The sequence below is a fragment of the Pseudomonas sp. M30-35 genome (assembly GCF_002163625.1).
Classification (GTDB): Bacteria; Pseudomonadota; Gammaproteobacteria; order Pseudomonadales; family Pseudomonadaceae; genus Aquipseudomonas.
The window spans coordinates 669,905-686,950 of sequence record NZ_CP020892.1 but is presented as its reverse complement, the minus strand read 5'-3'; the positions used below and the strand labels follow the sequence as shown (position 1 = coordinate 686,950).

The window sequence follows — 17,046 nt, the reverse complement described above, 5'->3', positions numbered from 1 at the left end:
GCATGCGCCAGAGAAAACCTGCTCTTTAGATTCTAGGCTGAGCTCAAACGGCGAGATAAGCCGATAGCCTGATCCCCTAATGACAAACTGGCGCCGACAAGGAAGCTCGCATGACACAAGCTCGTTTCAAGATTGTTTTTAATGGTGAACTGATGCCCGAGGTGGCACTTGAGACAGCCAAAGATAATCTAGCCAAACTATTTAAAAGTGATAGCGCTCGCATCAACACACTCTTTAGCGGCAGCCCAATCGCCCTCAAGCGCGACCTGCTGGAAGACGAAGCGGACAAGTACATTGCCGTTCTCCACCGTGCTGGCGCCAAAGCCAGAAAAGAGCCTGATTTGGCTGCGAGCCTATCGCTGGTTGATACCGAAGACCATAACCAAAATGTCGAACCGGCTGAAACGATGAAGTGTCCAAAGTGCGGACATCAACAGGACAAAGCCATTGAGTGCTCGGCGTGCGGCATTGTCATTGAGAAGTTTCTGGCACGACAGGCACAGCAAGAAGAAGCCGCAAAAAATGCACCAGCCCCAGCAGTAACAGCAACAGCAACACCTGCAGCGCATACACCATACGCCCCACCGCAAGCGCCAGTGGGTGAGCGTTTGCCGGAATTCGGTGAGCTAAAGCCATTTACTACGGATGGCCGTATTGGTCGCTTGCGTTTCTTGGCGTGGACGCTGGTATTGATGCTGGTTTGCGCACCGATTTTCGGTATAGCGGCGGCAGGTTTTGCACTATCAACGACAGTCGGCGTTATTTTGATGATCATCGTCAGTATCGCGCTTGTGGTAGTCGGCGTGATGATCAACGTCCAGCGCCTGCATGACATTGGCTGGTCTGGCTGGCTACTGCTCATTACCATCGTGCCAGTAGTCGGCAGCGTCTTCAGCTTACTAATGCTGGTAATGCCTGGCACTAAGGGCCCCAACCGTTACGGCCCAATGCCACCCGCCAATACTACGGCGGTTAAGGTTCTTGCGGGCCTGTGGATAGTATTCATTGTGCTTGGCGTTATTGTCGGTATCGCAATGCCTACTGCCTTCTCAGGTTTTGAGCCGTAAGATAAGGCCTATTGCCTTGCACGCATGGGGTCAACACTGACCCCATCACGGAGAACTGCCTGATGTCTCGATATGCTTTAGTTACCGGCGCAACTAGCGGAATTGGTTTAGCCCTAGCTGAAGCCCTTGCCAGGCGCGGACGTAACCTACTGCTAGTGGCTCGCCAACGCGAAGCCCTGGAAGCCATTGCCGCCGAGCTCTCCCGACGCTTCTCTGTCGAGGTGTTAATCCGTGCTTGCGACTTGAGCAAGCCAACCCAGCTGACGGGTTTGTTGATGGAGCTGGAGGAAGGCACTTACTCCATCGATTTACTGGTCAACAACGCAGGGCTCGGCACATCCGGCGCATTCGTGGCCCAGGACTGGCAACAAGAACAACAACTGATTGAGGTCAACATGTTGGCCTTGGCGCGTCTGTGTCAGTCAGTTGGCAATGTCATGGCAGGTCAAGGCAGCGGCCAGATTCTCAATGTCGCATCCATCGCCGCTTTTCATCCGGGCGCCTGGATGGCCAATTATTACGCCAGCAAAGCCTATGTACTGCACTTGTCAGAAGCACTGCGTGAAGAGCTTAAAGAACATGGAGTTGCTGTATCGGTGCTGTGCCCTGGCCCGACCCGAAGCGCATTTTTTCGTAAAGCAGCGCTAGATGACAGGCGCCTGAGAAGCAGTAAGTTGATGATGAGTGCCGAAGAGGTTGCACTGATTACCGTTCGAGCGTTGGATAAAAATCGCGCGATTATTATTCCCGGTTGGCGCAATCGTCTTTTAGCCCTCTCTCCTAAATTAGCCCCCCGCTGGTTGGTGAGAAAAATCAGCGCACGGCTAAATCGCCAATTCCTCGCCCAACGCTAATCGCTGGCAGCCACCGTTCGACCTTTCGCCCAACTACGCAATGCCACCAGATGTTCAGACATCACCACCGATAACGGCGAGGTTGTCTGAATCCCTTCCAGCAGCATTGCTATATCGACAGGTTGCTGACGCGCCTGGGCCGCATACAGCGCGCTGACCACCACCTGCTCAATCTCAGCGCCCGAGAAGCCATCACTGGCACTCGCCAGCAATTTCAAATCAAATTGCTGAGGGTCGAGTTCACGCCGCTTAAGATGGATGCTGAAAATCTCTTCGCGTGTAACCACGCTTGGTAGGTCAACGAAAAACATCTCGTCGAACCGGCCTTTGCGCACCAACTCAGGCGGCAACCGTTCAATGACGTTAGCGGTCGCAACCATAAAAACCGGCGTCTTACGCTCCGCCATCCAAGTCAACAGAGTGCCCAGCACACGTTGGCTCACACCACCATCGTTATCCCCGCTGGCCAGTCCTTTCTCAATTTCATCCACCCACAGTACGCAAGGCGACATCTGCTCGGCTAACTTCAGCGCTTCACGCAAATTACGCTCGGTTTCACCGAAGAACTTGTTGTACAGGCTGGCGAAATCCAAACGCAGTAACGGCAAGCCCCAAAGCCCGGCAATGGCTTTGGCGGCCAGGCTTTTGCCGCCACCTTGCACCCCGACCAACAGCACGCCTTTTGGTAAATCTTGCGTCGTCGCTTCAACAAACGCAGCTTGGCGGTCCGCCAACCAGCGCTTGAGATTTTCCAGACCGCCGACATCGGCAAAGCGCGCGGTTTCAGACTCAAAGCTGAGCACGCTTTCAAGGTCAAGCAATTGCGACTTGGCTTTATTCAGCTCGGGCAAGTCTTCCTGGGTGATTGCACCGTCATCACAAATCACCTTGCGCGCCAAAACTCGCGCCTCCGCGTGGCTCATACCGCGCAGGTTTTTCACTACCTGCTGCAAAGTGCGATTGTCGGTGCGCACCCGAATATTACGGTTGCGCTCACTCCAGCGCGCCGCCTCCTCACGCACAATTGCATGTAATTCATCTTCGCTCGGCAATGCCAGGCTGAAGCGGGCTGCGTAGCGCTGAATCTCGGGCGGTAGCTTGCACGCATGTGAAACCAGAACCAGCGTTGGTTTATGCAAGCTGTCATTCATGGCGATTTCTTTAAGCAGCCGTACCAGCTTTGGGTTATCCAGCATGAATGGGTGCAAATCACACATGACATAAAGATTGGGTTGCGGGTCGGCCTTGATCAGTCGCAATGCGACTTCAGGCTCCTGCGACCCCTCTCGGTCGGGTGTATCCGCGGAAAATCCAAGATGCTGCAAACCTTCGGTCACCGACCAGGTGTACAAGCCCAAACTGCGTTTAACCGCCAAACTGGTGAGCATTTGCAGAACGCGCAGCTCATCCCAAGACTCGATCAGCACCAACTTGACTTTCGAATCGAGCACCATGCCGAGGTCGTGTATGTCGTTTTTCACAGCAACTCCCCAAACAACCTACTGTAACGGCCCTATGCCGCACAGTACTCCAAGCCAATAGCCGGCAAACTCAATCGAGTGCCTGTTCTTAGCGTTGTCGCAGCCCCCGTTGATACACGCTATAAAAGCATGACTTTATCCACAGATGATAAAGCGCTGACCAAAGATATTCATTTAACGGTGTTAGATTTCGCTGAAATACAGCTGGAAATTGATCAGCCGCTGTGACTAAACACGGCACCATGCGCACACGACACAACCACCAGGCAGATCCCGGTCAAGCCCTGCTCTGCCGATTAGCGTACACTGTCGGCAATTGTTCTCGCCGGAGATTATCCCATGGCCAGTGACCGCCAATACTCCCCAGTCGATCGCCTGTTACTGCAAGCGGATGTTGCCTTGCGCACGCTACTGCCGTTCAGCGGCCAACCAACACGCCCATCTCCTGCGGTTGTGCAACCCGATACCGAGCTTGATCAGCAAGAGGCCAAGCATATTGCCGGGTTGATGCGTATCAACCATACCGGTGAGGTTTGCGCTCAAGCGTTATATCAGGGCCAGGCACTGACGGCTAAATTGCCTGAAGTTCGAGCGGCAATGGAGCACTCCGCAGACGAGGAAGTTGATCACCTCGCGTGGTGTGAGCAGCGGATTCACCAACTGGGTGGCCGCCCAAGTGTTTTCAACCCGCTCTTTTATGGCTTGTCATTCGGCGTCGGCGCGCTCGCCGGCTTGGTCAGTGACAAAGTCAGCCTAGGTTTTGTCGCGGCCACCGAAGACCAAGTGGTTAAACACCTAGATGAACACTTGGAACAAGTGCCTGAGCATGATGAAAAGACTCGGGCAATTCTGCAACAAATGCGTGTAGACGAAAGCCATCACGCAAGTACTGCACTCGAAGCCGGTGGGATTAAATTCCCTCGTCCAGTTAAGTTCGGCATGACCCTGCTCTCCAAGATCATGACTAAAAGCGCTTACCGAATCTGAGGCTTGGCTCTGCCAAGTCGGACAAGCAAAAGGCCGAGACGCTATACAGCCTTGGCCGAGTAGAAAGCTCGATTAGGTAACCCAACCTGTAAAACACAAGGAATGTGCTTATGTTAGTAAAACCAATTCGCCTGAAACTTATCGCCTGCGTGCTCGCAACTTTACCGCTGTACAGCGCTGCAAGCGAATGGAGCTATTCAGGACACAACTCCCCGGATCACTGGGCCGGGCTCGATGCCAATGGCGACTACGCCACCTGTGCCAAGGGCACACACCAATCACCTATCGATATACCTAGTACTAGCGCGACGCATGTCAAAGCGGCGTCGGCCAGCCTTAGTATTAACTATCAACGCAGCCCGCTAGACGTAGTCAACAATGGTCACTCGATTCAAGCCAACGTAACGGGAGACAACAGCCTTCAGTTTCAGGGCAAAACTTACAAGCTAGTACAGTTCCACTTCCACTCCCCAAGCGAACACCTGTACAGCGGCAAACGTTTCCCCATGGAAATGCATTGGGTCAATCAGGCGTCGGATGGCTCGTTGTTAGTGGTTGCAGCGATGATCAAAAGCGGTGATAAAAACACCCAGCTTGAACACATCTGGAGCAAAATGTTGCCGCAAAAAAAGGGCGCTCATGTACAACTCAGCCAAGAGCAGGCGCCTGATCTCGGCAAAATTCTACCCAGCTCCAGCAAGCACTTTTTCTATAAGGGCTCATTGACCACACCGCCCTGCACTGAAGGCGTGCAATGGGTATTATTCGAGAAGCTATTGGAGCTTTCCCCCGATCAGATCAGCGCATTCCAAAGCGTTTTTACTGGCAACAACCGTCCAGCAGAAGCAATCAATCAGCGCGAGATTGATGAGGACTGAGTACTTGCCCTAAAAAAACCCGCATCAGCGGGTTTTTTTATTCAGCAAATCATCTACTTCGGCATGTTGCGCGCGTAGAAAATCTCAAGCATCTCGTGACGCAAACGCGCCTCAACCTGCTGACGCTGCTCTGGGGTCAAACTGCGGCTGGCATCACCGAAAAGGTAATCGTCCAAATCGTAGTTCTTGAGCAGCATTTTGGTGTGGAACAGGTTTTCTTGATACACGTTAACGTCCGTCATTTGATAGGCGTCTTGCGTGTCATCAGACAGGTAATTCTGGATTGAGTTGATCTCATGATCGATAAAGTGCTTCTTACCTTCAACGTCACGGGTGAACCCACGAACGCGGTAATCGACAGTCACGATGTCCGAATCAAATTGATGGATCAGGTAATTCAGCGCTTTCAGCGGTGAAATCACGCCACAGGTCGACACATCAATATCAACACGGAAAGTGGCAATACCGTCTACCGGATGAATTTCCGGATAGGTATGTACGGTGATATGGCTTTTGTCCAGATGCGCAAGGATTGTCTCAGGCAGCGGGCCTGGGGACTCCTCTATCTGGCTTTCGGTCGGCTCAACCGGCTGCTCGGAAATCAGGATGGTTACGCTGGCGCCTTGCGGCTCGTAATCCTGACGGGCAATGTTGAGGATGTTAGCGCCGATAATGTCAACAACATCAGTGAGAATCTGCGTCAGGCGCTCAGCATCGTACTCTTCGTCGATGTACTGAACATAAGCCTGCTGGTCTTCCTGCGTTTCCGCGTAGCAGATGTCATAGATGTTGAAGCTCAAGGTCTTGGTCAGGTTGTTAAACCCATGGAGCTTGAGTCTGCTTTTCACCGTTTTAAAACTCTCTATAGAAAGCGGCAAAGCCGCGTGGTCGAGCATGCCCGTCAACCGTGAAGTACTCGGCTGCGTAGGACGGTTAACACCTCTTCGCTTTGGCGATTTTGGTTATGTGTACGAAGTGCATAGCACCCCTAAAAAGGGGCGCCATTATGCAGATGCAATGCACCGCCCGCCAGAGTGTGGACGCTACAAATGATAAAAGGATGTCAGCGAAAGGCTAACGAGTTAAATCAAACGGAGTTAACCCGGCTTATTCCGCCTGTCCGAGCTCGATAATCTCGTAGTCATGGCTGATCTCAACCCCGCCGCGAGCGAGCATGATTGATGCAGAGCAATACTTCTCAGCCGACAACTCGACCGCACGCTTGACCTGCGCCTCTTTCAAGCCGCGCCCCTTTACGACGAAGTGCAGATGAATCTTGGTGAAAACCTTAGGTTCCTCACCCGCACGCTCGGCTTCAAGGAACGCTTCGCAGCTTTCAACTGCTTGTCGGGACTTCTTAAGAATACTCACCACATCGAAGTTGCTGCAGCCACCGAGGCCTATCAACACCATCTCCATGGGCCGAACACCCAGGTTACGTCCGCCGCTTTCTGGGGGACCGTCCATCACCACTGCATGGCCACTACCCGATTCACCGATAAAAAGGGCCTCACCAGCCCATTGAATGCGCGCTTTCATTACCAAGACCCCGCTGATGAAAAGTTCGGCAGCTTATCACAGCGCCGTAAATCCCCGGCTATAGCCTCACTTTGAAGAAAGTTCAACTCAATGTTGTTAGCTGGGTCGCAAAATTAGCCTGTGTAAGATAGTGTTGATTAAGCTGACGCCACTTTACTGGCACACTAGCTCAAATAACTAATAAGAAAACGCCTCCAACACGGGCACACATTTTATATTTCGGGACTCGGGCATGGTCGCAATAACCCTTACACCTAAAATAAAGAACCTCGACAAGCTTCTTGCACATTGTCACCGCCGTCGTTACACGGCTAAAAGCACCATCATCTATGCGGGTGATCGCTGCGAAACGCTATTCTTCATCGTTAAAGGCTCGGTAACGATCCTGATTGAAGATGACGACGGTCGCGAGATGATTATCGCGTATCTCAACTCCGGGGATTTCTTCGGTGAGTTGGGCCTGTTTGATAAAGAAGGCGCCGATAAGGAGCGCAGCGCTTGGGTCCGCGCAAAAACTGAGTGTGAAGTCGCTGAGCTAAGCTACACCAAGTTCCGCGAACTGACAGAGCAGGACCCCGATATCCTTTATGCTCTGGGCAGCCAAATGGCCGAACGCCTGCGCAATACCACGCGCAAAGTCGGTGACTTGGCATTCCTTGACGTAACCGGGCGCGTGGCCCGGACACTGCTTGATCTGTGCAAGCAGCCTGATGCGATGACTCACCCTGATGGGATGCAGATCAAAATCACTCGCCAAGAAATCGGCCGAATCGTCGGCTGCTCTCGTGAGATGGTTGGCCGTGTACTCAAAGCGCTCGAAGAGCAAGGCTTGGTGCACGTCAAAGGCAAAACCATGGTTGTTTTCGGTACGCGTTGATAGCGCTATAGCGCAACAAGCGACATAAAAAAACCGCTACTCAGGAATACTGAAGTAGCGGTTTTTTTTAGCCTGTACGACTAATCGACATCAAGGTTATTACTGAACAAGCGCTTGCGGTCCGGAAAGAACAGACGCTCCAGTTCAACCCCTGGTTTCTCTGCACGCATGAAGGTTTCACCAACCAGAAATGCATACACCTCATTGATTTCCATCAACTCAACATCAGCACGGTTGATGATGCCACTCTCGGTCACAACCAGACGGTCGCGTGGCACCTGCGGCAACAGCTCCAAAGTTGTATCCAGATTAACCTCAAAGGTATGCAGGTTGCGGTTGTTGATACCGATAAGCGGAGTATCCAGCGTGTTCAACGCGCGCTCTAGCTCTGCAGCGTCGTGCACCTCAACCAATACATCAAGGTTGAATGACTTAGCCGTAGCTGCCAGCTCAGCCATTTGTCCATCTTCTAATGCAGAGGCAATCAGCAACACACAATCAGCGCCTAATGCTCGCGACTCGACGATCTGGTAGGGATCAATCATAAAGTCTTTACGCAGCACCGGCAGTGAGCAGGCGTTACGTGCCATCTGCAAAAAGTGATCAGCGCCCTGGAAAAAATCGATATCAGTCAATACCGATAAACAGGTTGCACCGCCTTCCTGGTAGCAGCGAGCAATTTCGCCAGGTTCAAAGTGCTCACGGATCACGCCTTTGCTTGGCGAAGCTTTTTTAATCTCGGCAATCACCGCAGACTTCTTCGCAGCTGCTTGGTCAAGCAATGCTAGAGCAAAGCCACGCGGCGCATCAGCAGCACGTGCCTCACGCTCCAGCTCACTGAGGCTGGTGATGCGGCTACGCGCAGCGACTTCTTCGACTTTACGCGCAAGGATTTTTTCCAGAACTGTTGGCCCGCTCACCCTTGGTTCTCCTGTTTGAATACTGCAGTGAATGATGCCAGCTCTTGCATTTTTTCGCGCGCAAGACCGGTGCACAGGGCGTCATGCGCCAATTGCACACCTTCTTTAAGGCTCGTAGCTAAGTCAGCAGCATACAGCGCCGCGCCCGCATTGAGTGCGATCATATCAGCCGCTTTTTCTCCGGCTTCAGTTTTGCGCTTGCCCAATGCATCGCTAATCAACTCAAGCGATGCTTCAGGGCTATCGACCGTAAGCCCAACCAGACTCTGGCTCTTTAGGCCGAGGTCTTCTGGAAACACTTCATATTCGCTGATCTGACCATCCTTCAACTCGGCAACATGAGTCGCTGCCGCGAGGCTGAACTCATCCAGACCATCTCGCGAATGCACCACTAAAATATGCTTGCTACCCAAGCGCTTGAGCACCTCGGCCAGCGGTCGGCACAAGGCTTGACTGAACACACCAACGACCTGGTGCTGGACACCCGCCGGGTTCGTCAGAGGGCCAAGCATATTGAATAGTGTGCGCAACCCCAGCTCACGTCGCGGCCCAGCTGCATACTTCATCGCCTTGTGATGCACCTGCGCGAACATAAAACCCACACCGACGCTATCAATACAGCGAGCGACCTGCTCTGGGGTCAAATTCAAATAGATGCCCGAGGCTTCGAGTAAATCAGCGCTACCGCTTTTGCCTGAAACAGCGCGATTACCATGCTTGGCAACCTTGCCTCCCGCTGCTGCGACAACAAAACTTGCGGCGGTTGAAACATTGAAGATGTTCGCGCCGTCGCCGCCAGTCCCCACCACATCTACAACGTGATCCAAGGTCGGCAATACAACATGGCTGGCCAGTTCACGCATGACAGAAACGGCACCGACGATTTCATCGATTGTTTCGCTCTTCATGCGCATGCCCATCAAGAACGCGCCAATCTGGGCTTCAGTGCACTGGCCAGTCATGATTTCGCGCATGACGTCCTGCATTTCCTCGGTGCTAAGGTCGAGCTGACTGACAATCCGATTAAGGGCTTGCTTGATATCCATCAGCGCACGCCTCCTTGTTGTTTGAGGAAATTGGCAAATAGCTCATGGCCTTGCTCAGTGAGAATAGACTCCGGGTGGAACTGCACACCTTCGACATCCAGGGTCTTGTGACGCAGGCCCATAATTTCATCGACCGCACCGTCTTCAGTCTGGGTCCAGGCGGTCACCTCAAGGCAGTCGGGCAAGGTTTCACGCTTAACCACCAACGAGTGGTAGCGAGTCACGGTCAACGGATTATTAAGCCCGGCAAAAACACCTTTATCGAAGTGATGAACCGGACTGGTTTTGCCGTGCATGACTTGCCGTGCGCGCACGACATCGCCGCCGAACGCCTGGCCGATGCTCTGGTGCCCCAAGCACACACCAAGCAAAGGCAGCTTGCCAGCGAAGTGTTTGATCACTTCAAGTGACACGCCCGCTTCATTCGGCGTGCAAGGCCCGGGAGACACAACTATACGATCAGGCTTGAGCGCCTCGATATCGGCGATGGTTAACTCATCGTTGCGTACAACTTTGACGTCTTCACCCAGCTCACCGAGGTACTGCACCACGTTGTAGGTAAAGGAGTCGTAATTATCAATCATCAGTAACATGGCAAACTCCTCAGTGAGATTGTTCGGCTAGGGCAACAGCGCGGAACATAGCCCGACGTTTGTTAAGCGTTTCTTCCCACTCAAGTGCGGGCACTGAGTCAGCAACAATCCCACCGCCTGCTTGCACATGCAGCTCACCGTTTTTGATCACCGCCGTACGAATCGCGATCGCGGTATCCATATTCCCGTTCCATGCCATGTAGCCCACTGCCCCGCCGTACACACCGCGCTTCACGGGCTCTAACTGGTCAATGATTTCCATGGCACGGATTTTCGGTGCACCGGACAAGGTGCCTGCCGGCAAAATAGCGCGCAGGGCGTCCATTGCCGTCAGGCCTGGCTTCAACTGCCCGGTAACGTTGGACACGATGTGCATCACGTTGGAGTAACGCTCGATGACCATTTTCTCGGTTAACTTGACGCTCCCCGTGCTGGCCACACGGCCCACGTCGTTACGCCCAAGGTCAATCAGCATCAGATGCTCAGCAATCTCCTTGGCATCGGACAGCAGATCTTCTTCGAGCGCATGATCGGCTTCTTCGTTGACACCACGTGGCCGTGTACCGGCAATTGGGCGGACGGTAATGAGGTTATCCTCAACCCGCACCAGCACCTCTGGCGAGCTGCCAACTACGTGAAAGTCACCAAAATTGAAGAAGTACATATAAGGCGTCGGGTTGATGCAGCGTAGCGCCCGGTAGAGATCAATCGGCGCGGCCTTGAAGTCAATCGACATGCGCTGCGATGGCACCACCTGCATGCAATCGCCCGCCAATATATATTCCTTGATGGTATCAACCGCACGCTCATAGTCTTCGCGACTGAAGCTTGAGCGGAATGCAGGTTCTGCACCCACCGGCGCATTCAGATCGACACCAAGGCGCGGTTCAATCGGCTGGCGCAATTTATGTAGGATTTCTTGCAGGTGGGCTTGAGCTTGCTCGAAGCCGTCATCCTGCGCAGGGTCGGCCAGTACGATTGCATGCATCTTGCCAGCGAGATTGTCGAAGACAACCACCGCATCCGAGACCATCAATAGAATATCCGGATTACCCAGCGGGTCTGGATTGGGGCAAACAGCCAGACGCTTTTCAACGTAACGAACACTGTCGTAACCAAAATAACCGACCAGACCGCCATTAAAGCGCGGCAGGCCTGGCAGGGTCGGGACTCGATAGCGCTCTTTAAACTTCTCGACAAAATCTAGCGGGTCTTCGCATTCGTGACGTTCGGTCTCGACGCCGTCGATGCTAACAATGACGGTGTGATCATAGGCGCGCAGCACTGTGCGTGCTGGCAAGCCGATGATTGAGTAACGCCCCCATTTCTCACCACCCTGAACTGACTCAAGCAGATAGGTGTTGGCTTGATCAGCCAGTTTCAGATAGATCGACAGCGGTGTGTCGAAGTCAGCAATGGTTTCGTGGGCAACAGGGATACGGTTATAGCCGGAAGCGGCTAAACGCAGGAATTCTTCGCGGATCATGATCTGCCTCGTGGTTTGAGGGTAAAACGGTCGTGTGCAAACGCGCCGGCTAACCGGCCAATATCAATTCAGAGGCGCCAGCGCCAACGGGCCAGAGCCTTGATGATTTTCATTCCAGCTCGTTCAAGCCAGAGTTTGCAGGTAACCACCACGGGGAAATCTCTAGAGAGTGGATGTAAAGTCAGGCAACACTAGCGCAGGCGCCGGGTCTAATCAACCCAGCGATGCTTCGGACTCAAAGGAAATCAACGGTATCAGCTCACGCAAATCATCCAACACACAGGCTGGGCTCTCTTCGCTAATAGGCCGACCGTGGTTATAGCCATAACTCAGTGCGACGCACGAAACCTGCGCAGCCTTGGCTGCAAGCACGTCATTGCGCGAATCACCGACAAATAACGCCTGGTTAGCGCTGACCTGAGCCATATGCATGACATGCAGCAACGCAGCAGGATCAGGCTTTTGCTGTGGCAAGGTATCTCCGCCAATAATCCAACGAAAATATCCGCCCAAGCCCTTTTCATCTAACAACGGGGCAACAAACCGCTCAGGTTTATTCGTTACCACAGCCATCACCACACCCTGCTCCTGCAACCAGTCGAGGGTTTCGACCACGCCAGGATAAACCTGCGTCAGCTGGTGATTATCGGCGTATGCGCTCATAAACAGTTCAAGCGCAGGCCCTGCTTGCGCCTCATCAACATGTTCATGCGCCATGTTCTTAGCCAGTCCGCGGCGCACCAACACGCGCGCGCCGTTACCAATCCAGTGGCGCACATTGTCGATACCCGCTGGCGTGTGGCCGAGCGAGTGCAGGGTTTTATCGAGGGCGACAGCCAAATCCGGAGCTGAATCAATCAGGGTGCCATCGAGGTCGAACATCACCAACTTCGGCAGTTCTCCAGCAAGCACGGAGCTTAAAGGCATCAGCCCTGCACCTGCGCCAGTTCAGCGCGCATGGCATTGATCACCGCTGAGTAATCCGGCTGATTGAAGATCGCCGAGCCTGCAACAAACGTGTCCGCGCCCGCTTGAGCGATTTCACGAATATTACCGACATTGACTCCACCGTCGATTTCCAGGCGAATCTCGCGCCCACTCGCGTCAATCAGCGCACGCGCCTCACGCAGCTTGTCGAGGGTCCCGGGGATAAACTTCTGCCCGCCAAACCCTGGGTTAACACTCATCAGCAAGATCATGTCGACCTTATCCAGCACATGCTTAAGCACGCTCAGTGGCGTGGCCGGGTTGAACACCAAACCTGCCTTGCAGCCGCCTTCACGGATCAACTGCAGTGAGCGGTCGATGTGCTCGGAGGCCTCTGGATGAAAAGTTATATAGCTGGCACCCGCCTCAATGAAGTCACCGATAATGCGGTCTACCGGCTTAACCATCAGGTGTGCATCAATCGGCGCGGTGATGCCGTACTTACGCAACGCTGCACAGACCATTGGCCCAATGGTCAGATTAGGCACGTAGTGATTGTCCATTACATCAAAGTGAACAATATCGGCGCCCGCAGCGAGGACGTTGTCCACCTCCTCACCCAGACGGGCAAAATCAGCGGAAAGGATTGACGGGGCAATGGCGAAGGGCTGCATGGCTAACCTCAGAAATACACACGGATTGCGCGCATTGTAGCAGCCCGCACTAAGGTTTTGCCGCGCATATAGCGGCTTACAAGTGGATGCCGAAACAGCTAGGCTGGAACACTCTGGCCCTTGGGGAAGCTTACTTATGTTGTTGCGCGCACGTTCTATCGTTCTCAGCCTACTAATCATTGGGCCATTGGTGCATGCCGAAACAGCCCCCGAAAGCGCTGAGACACCAGCAAAAGCTGATGAAAAATCCACCGTGCGCCCTGCCCTTGGCGAACGTAGCCAAGCCGAAACAGCCGCCCTTGAAAGACAATTAGCCGCTCACGAACAGCAGCAACTGAAAACCCAGGCAAACGAAACATTTCTAGCCTTATGGCGCCCTGCCAATAGCGCCACACCAATGGGGGCGGTGATCTTAGTTCCGGGCAAAGATGAGAGCGCAGACTGGCCGATCGGCATTGGCCCACTGCGGCGCAAACTTCCGGACGCTGGCTGGAGCAGCCTGAGCCTGACACTGCCAGACGCCGAGGCAGCGCCATCGCCTGAGAACGGCAATGAGCCTGCGCCAGACGAAACACCAGATACAAACACTGAAACTGCCGAAGTACCCGCAGAGCAGCCAGAAATACCTGCGACACCGGCGGAAGCAACGTCTGACCCCGCTGAACAAAGCCAGGATACAACTGCAATGCCTGAACCTAGCGACAGTGACCTCGTAGAAAAACAGCAGGCTTATGTTGATCGCATATTTGCACGCATCGCAGCAGGTATTACCTTCGCACAGCAAAAAGGCGCCACGACAGTTGTATTGACCGGCCAGGGAACTGGCGCCTACTGGGCGGCGCGCTATATCGCCGAACAACAACAACAACAACAACAACAACAACAACAACAACCGCAGCCGGTGAACAATCTGTTGTTGGTTGCCGCACAGACACCTGCCGGTTTTGAACCCGAACTGGAGACACTGATCAGCCAGCTTGAACTTGCAACCGGGGATTTTTACTACAAGGATCAAGCCGTAGAACGCGACGCAGCCAAACAACGCCTGAATGCGGCGAAGAGGCAGAAACGCACGGCCTACCTGCAAGTGGCAATGACTTCACTACCCGGCAATCGAGATGTTGAGCAGGAGCAACTATTTCGGCGCATCAAAGGCTGGCTTAGCTTGCACTTGCAAAGCAATACCGGCCCAGCGGCGCAGTAGGCGCACCCGTAGCAGCTGGGACGACTTAAAACCCATGACGCTTGCGTACAACCTCGTAAGCCTGATGCAGCTCGCGGGTTTTGTCTGTAGCCGCTCGCACCTGGTCTACGCTGGCGCCACTGCCTTGCAGTTTATCCGGATGATGGCGACTCAACAGCAACCGGTATGCGCGCTTGATCTCTGCGCGTTCACTCTGAGCAGTGACGCCTAACAATCGCAGCGCTTGCTGGTATGCAGATGAAACAGGCATTGACTGGCCGCCTGTGCGCAGCGATTCGTTGGCATGCACCGACACCCCCAACCATGTCCCCCAAAGCAAAATCAACTCACGCTCTGTGCGACTCACCCGACCAGCAGCATTTGCCACACGCCAGCATGCACTCAACAGCGGCGTGGCATTTCGACTTTGGCTACGCAACGGTGTGCGCAGATTGTCACGCCCGGTTTTTCCTCTGGAAAATGCCTCAATCGCCCGCCGTTGGGCCACCTCATCAAGCCGCAAGCGCTGCATTTCTAAACGCACCTGTTCGATATGTTGTGGCAACACCCGACCGTCACATTTGGCTAGACGCCCAAGCATTAGAAACAGCAGTTGATCATCGTCGGTCTGCGCAGGCCCGCCAAGCCGCTCACGCAATTGCGCCCAACTGGCCATACGCAAACGCCGATCGACAACTTGGCCAAGCAGCGCCCCCAGTAAACCACCTGGAATACTGGCAATGGCAAATCCTGCAACAGCGCCCAACACTGTGCTCGGCCAAATCACTTTAGTGCTCCTGCGCCAACAGCCGCTCAACATCGGCTAGACGCTCATGCGTGCCAACATCTATCCAGTGCCCGCTAAAATGTTCACCACTGACCAACCCTCGAGCCATTGCCTCACGCAACAGCGGTGCGAGCTTAAAAGCCCCCGGCTCACAGTCAGCAAACAGCTGGGGCGACAACACCGCAATGCCGCTATAGGTCAGGCACTCCTGACCTGCAACGCCATCATTGACCAAGCCCTGCTGCAGATAAAAGTCACCCTGAGTATGGTGCGCAGGATTATCAACCAACACCAAATGCGCCAAGCCATTAATGGGTTGCTGCAAATTAGCGAAACTGTAATCAGTAAACACATCGCCATTAACCACCAGAAATGGCTCGTCACCGAGTAGCGGCAGAGCACGATGAATTCCGCCCCCGGTCTCCAGAGGCTCTCCTTCTGCGGAATAGCGGATGCTCACCCCAAAACGGCTCCCATCGCCGAGATAATCCTCGATCTGCTGCCCCAACCACGCATGATTGATCACCAACTCGCTAAACCCCGCACTGACCAGGGCATTGATGTGGTATTCAATCAAAGGCACACCTGCCGCGCGCACCAGCGGCTTTGGCGTATGCAGTGTCAACGGGCGCATGCGCTCGCCCTTACCTGCAGCCAGAATCATCGCTTTCATAGTTGACTCACCGAGGGTTCAGTTGCCTGCGGCAAACTGGCAAATAATTGCGCCAATTCAGCCAGTTCAGGGCGGCGCTGCATAACCGCATTGATGTACGCGAAAAATCTCGGCACATCAGCCAAATACTTGGGCTTGCCATCACGGTGACAAATGCGCGCAAAAATACCGATGACTTTCAGGTGGCGCTGCACCCCCATTAAGTCGCTGGCGCGCAAAAAGTCTTCGAGTTCAGGCTGGACTGGAATACCCACTGCCTGCGCCTTCTGCCAATAACCTTCAAGCCACTGACGCACCTGAGGTTCCGGCCAGCTAAGAAAAGCATCCTTGAACAGACAGGTCACGTCATACGTTACTGGGCCATAGACCGCATCCTGAAAATCGAGCACACCTGGATTAGGCTCACTAATCATTAGATTGCGTGGCATAAAGTCGCGATGAACCAGCACCTGCGGTTGCGCCAGCGCACTGTCGATCAACAAAGCGCTGATTTTGTCCCATGCGATTTGCTGCTCAGCACTGAACTCAGTCTTCAAGTGGTGCTTAACGTACCACTCCGGGAAAAGCTCCAGCTCACGACGCAACAATGCCGTGTCATAGCTAGGCAATGCTGTATCCATTGGCAATTGCTGCAGCGCCAGGAGTGCTTGCAAGGCGTCGGCAAACAATTCATCGGCAGTTTCAGGGGTGATGACATCCAGATACGTCTGACGCCCCAAATCATTTAGCAACAAGAAACCTTGCTCAACATCTTCAGCCAAAATCAGCGGCACATTCAAATTTGCCCGCTGGAGCAAGGCCGCTATTTTCACAAACGGCCGACAATCTTCATTCGGTGGTGGGGCATCCATGACAATTAATGTGCGATTTTCGCCTTGCCAGCGAAAATAACGACGAAAGCTCGCATCACTGCTGGCAGAGGTCATTGTGGCGCTTGGAACCGCCCCCCAGCCTTGCTCTGCAAACACATTGGGCAGTTGTTGATCGAGCCATTTATCCAGCAGTTGTAGGCGTATATCTTCTTTATGCATTACAAGGGTCTCCGACGGCCCTAGCCGTTGCGCGGGTCATGCT

The 17,046-nt window shown here is 53.7% G+C and carries 17 protein-coding genes and 1 pseudogene; 6 read left to right on the top strand and 12 right to left on the bottom strand.

Going from position 1 to position 17,046, the window contains the following annotated elements; translation table 11 throughout:
* Positions 1-110: 110 nt before the first annotated feature.
* On the top strand, positions 111-1,067 hold the full coding sequence (locus B9K09_RS03020) for a DUF805 domain-containing protein (RefSeq protein ID WP_087515464.1): 957 nt from the start codon (positions 111-113) through the stop codon (positions 1,065-1,067).
* Between the two features lie 62 nt (positions 1,068-1,129).
* Positions 1,130-1,921 carry an SDR family oxidoreductase gene (locus tag B9K09_RS03015; protein WP_087515463.1) on the top strand — a complete coding sequence of 264 codons (792 nt, stop codon included), beginning with the start codon at positions 1,130-1,132 and terminating at the stop codon, positions 1,919-1,921.
* On the opposite strand, the gene B9K09_RS03010 is transcribed toward B9K09_RS03015, so the two are convergent.
* Complete coding sequence (locus tag B9K09_RS03010) at positions 1,918-3,402, bottom strand: AAA family ATPase (protein ID WP_087515462.1); 1,485 nt, start codon at positions 3,400-3,402, stop codon at positions 1,918-1,920. The genes B9K09_RS03015 and B9K09_RS03010 overlap by 4 nt on opposite strands.
* Positions 3,403-3,741: 339 nt before the next feature.
* On the opposite strand from B9K09_RS03010, the gene coq7 reads away from it, so the two are divergent.
* On the top strand, positions 3,742-4,389 hold the full coding sequence (coq7, locus tag B9K09_RS03005) for a 2-polyprenyl-3-methyl-6-methoxy-1,4-benzoquinone monooxygenase (protein ID WP_087515461.1): 648 nt from the start codon (positions 3,742-3,744) through the stop codon (positions 4,387-4,389).
* A 110-nt stretch (positions 4,390-4,499) separates the two neighbouring features.
* Positions 4,500-5,267, top strand: coding sequence for a carbonic anhydrase (locus B9K09_RS03000; protein ID WP_087515460.1), 768 nt, complete (start codon positions 4,500-4,502; stop codon positions 5,265-5,267).
* 53 nt (positions 5,268-5,320) lie between these two features.
* On the opposite strand, the gene speD is transcribed toward B9K09_RS03000, so the two are convergent.
* The gene (gene speD / locus B9K09_RS02995) at positions 5,321-6,115 is read right to left on the bottom strand and encodes an adenosylmethionine decarboxylase (RefSeq protein WP_087518956.1); all 795 of its coding nucleotides are present in this window, start codon (positions 6,113-6,115) and stop codon (positions 5,321-5,323) included.
* A 259-nt stretch (positions 6,116-6,374) separates the two neighbouring features.
* Positions 6,375-6,806 (bottom strand): OsmC family protein, encoded by a 432-nt coding sequence (locus tag B9K09_RS02990; RefSeq protein WP_087515459.1) that lies wholly within the window; start codon positions 6,804-6,806, stop codon positions 6,375-6,377.
* Between the two features lie 232 nt (positions 6,807-7,038).
* Between B9K09_RS02990 and crp the strand changes: the two genes are divergently transcribed.
* Complete coding sequence (gene crp, locus B9K09_RS02985; RefSeq protein ID WP_010486147.1) at positions 7,039-7,683, top strand: cAMP-activated global transcriptional regulator CRP; 645 nt, start codon at positions 7,039-7,041, stop codon at positions 7,681-7,683.
* Between the two features lie 80 nt (positions 7,684-7,763).
* On the opposite strand, the gene trpC is transcribed toward crp, so the two are convergent.
* From trpC to rpe, 6 genes and pseudogenes are all read right to left on the bottom strand, one after another.
* The gene (trpC, locus tag B9K09_RS02980) at positions 7,764-8,603 is read right to left on the bottom strand and encodes an indole-3-glycerol phosphate synthase TrpC (RefSeq protein ID WP_087515458.1); all 840 of its coding nucleotides are present in this window, start codon (positions 8,601-8,603) and stop codon (positions 7,764-7,766) included.
* Positions 8,600-9,649 (bottom strand): anthranilate phosphoribosyltransferase, encoded by a 1,050-nt coding sequence (gene trpD, locus B9K09_RS02975; RefSeq protein WP_087515457.1) that lies wholly within the window; start codon positions 9,647-9,649, stop codon positions 8,600-8,602. The genes trpC and trpD overlap by 4 nt, the downstream gene beginning before the upstream one ends.
* A complete protein-coding gene (locus B9K09_RS02970) occupies positions 9,649-10,242 on the bottom strand; it encodes an aminodeoxychorismate/anthranilate synthase component II (RefSeq protein ID WP_087515456.1) in 594 nt (197 codons plus the stop codon). The genes trpD and B9K09_RS02970 overlap by 1 nt, the downstream gene beginning before the upstream one ends.
* A gap of 10 nt (positions 10,243-10,252) precedes the next feature.
* Positions 10,253-11,728 (bottom strand): anthranilate synthase component I, encoded by a 1,476-nt coding sequence (trpE, locus tag B9K09_RS02965; protein ID WP_087515455.1) that lies wholly within the window; start codon positions 11,726-11,728, stop codon positions 10,253-10,255.
* A 68-nt stretch (positions 11,729-11,796) separates the two neighbouring features.
* A pseudogene (locus B9K09_RS02960) lies at positions 11,797-12,658 on the bottom strand (phosphoglycolate phosphatase).
* Positions 12,655-13,329, bottom strand: a complete 675-nt coding sequence (rpe, locus tag B9K09_RS02955) for a ribulose-phosphate 3-epimerase (RefSeq protein ID WP_087515453.1) — start codon at positions 13,327-13,329, stop codon at positions 12,655-12,657. Before rpe ends, B9K09_RS02960 begins: the two are co-directional and overlap by 4 nt.
* A 136-nt stretch (positions 13,330-13,465) precedes the next feature.
* Between rpe and B9K09_RS02950 the strand changes: the two genes are divergently transcribed.
* Positions 13,466-14,533 carry an alpha/beta hydrolase family protein gene (locus B9K09_RS02950; protein WP_087515452.1) on the top strand — a complete coding sequence of 356 codons (1,068 nt, stop codon included), beginning with the start codon at positions 13,466-13,468 and terminating at the stop codon, positions 14,531-14,533.
* Positions 14,534-14,558: 25 nt separating this feature from the next.
* Here B9K09_RS02950 and B9K09_RS02945 read toward each other — a convergent pair whose 3' ends face one another.
* Genes B9K09_RS02945 through B9K09_RS02935 form a run of 3 tightly spaced genes read right to left on the bottom strand, consistent with a single transcriptional unit; the run spans position 14,559 to position 17,003 of the window.
* Positions 14,559-15,299: a DnaJ domain-containing protein gene (locus tag B9K09_RS02945; RefSeq protein WP_087515451.1), complete on the bottom strand. Its 741-nt coding sequence runs from the start codon at positions 15,297-15,299 to the stop codon at positions 14,559-14,561.
* A 1-nt stretch (position 15,300) separates the two neighbouring features.
* Positions 15,301-15,972, bottom strand: a complete 672-nt coding sequence (gene murU, locus B9K09_RS02940; RefSeq protein WP_087515450.1) for an N-acetylmuramate alpha-1-phosphate uridylyltransferase MurU — start codon at positions 15,970-15,972, stop codon at positions 15,301-15,303.
* Positions 15,969-17,003, bottom strand: coding sequence for an aminoglycoside phosphotransferase family protein (locus tag B9K09_RS02935; RefSeq protein WP_087515449.1), 1,035 nt, complete (start codon positions 17,001-17,003; stop codon positions 15,969-15,971). Before B9K09_RS02935 ends, murU begins: the two co-directional genes overlap by 4 nt.
* Positions 17,004-17,046 lie beyond the last annotated feature (43 nt).

Excerpts from the sequence above, each read along its gene's own strand:
- B9K09_RS03020 (WP_087515464.1), top strand. The coding sequence starts at position 111 with ATGACACAAGCTCGTTTCAAGATTGTTTTTAATGGTGAACTGATGCCC.
- B9K09_RS03015 (WP_087515463.1), top strand. The coding sequence starts at position 1,130 with ATGTCTCGATATGCTTTAGTTACCGGCGCAACTAGCGGAATTGGTTTA.
- coq7 (WP_087515461.1), top strand. The coding sequence starts at position 3,742 with ATGGCCAGTGACCGCCAATACTCCCCAGTCGATCGCCTGTTACTGCAA.
- B9K09_RS03000 (WP_087515460.1), top strand. The coding sequence starts at position 4,500 with ATGTTAGTAAAACCAATTCGCCTGAAACTTATCGCCTGCGTGCTCGCA.
- B9K09_RS02990 (WP_087515459.1), bottom strand. The coding sequence starts at position 6,806 with ATGAAAGCGCGCATTCAATGGGCTGGTGAGGCCCTTTTTATCGGTGAA.
- crp (WP_010486147.1), top strand. The coding sequence starts at position 7,039 with ATGGTCGCAATAACCCTTACACCTAAAATAAAGAACCTCGACAAGCTT.
- trpD (WP_087515457.1), bottom strand. The coding sequence starts at position 9,649 with ATGGATATCAAGCAAGCCCTTAATCGGATTGTCAGTCAGCTCGACCTT.
- B9K09_RS02970 (WP_087515456.1), bottom strand. The coding sequence starts at position 10,242 with ATGTTACTGATGATTGATAATTACGACTCCTTTACCTACAACGTGGTG.
- trpE (WP_087515455.1), bottom strand. The coding sequence starts at position 11,728 with ATGATCCGCGAAGAATTCCTGCGTTTAGCCGCTTCCGGCTATAACCGT.
- rpe (WP_087515453.1), bottom strand. The coding sequence starts at position 13,329 with ATGCAGCCCTTCGCCATTGCCCCGTCAATCCTTTCCGCTGATTTTGCC.
- B9K09_RS02950 (WP_087515452.1), top strand. The coding sequence starts at position 13,466 with ATGTTGTTGCGCGCACGTTCTATCGTTCTCAGCCTACTAATCATTGGG.
- murU (WP_087515450.1), bottom strand. The coding sequence starts at position 15,972 with ATGAAAGCGATGATTCTGGCTGCAGGTAAGGGCGAGCGCATGCGCCCG.
- B9K09_RS02935 (WP_087515449.1), bottom strand. The coding sequence starts at position 17,003 with ATGCATAAAGAAGATATACGCCTACAACTGCTGGATAAATGGCTCGAT.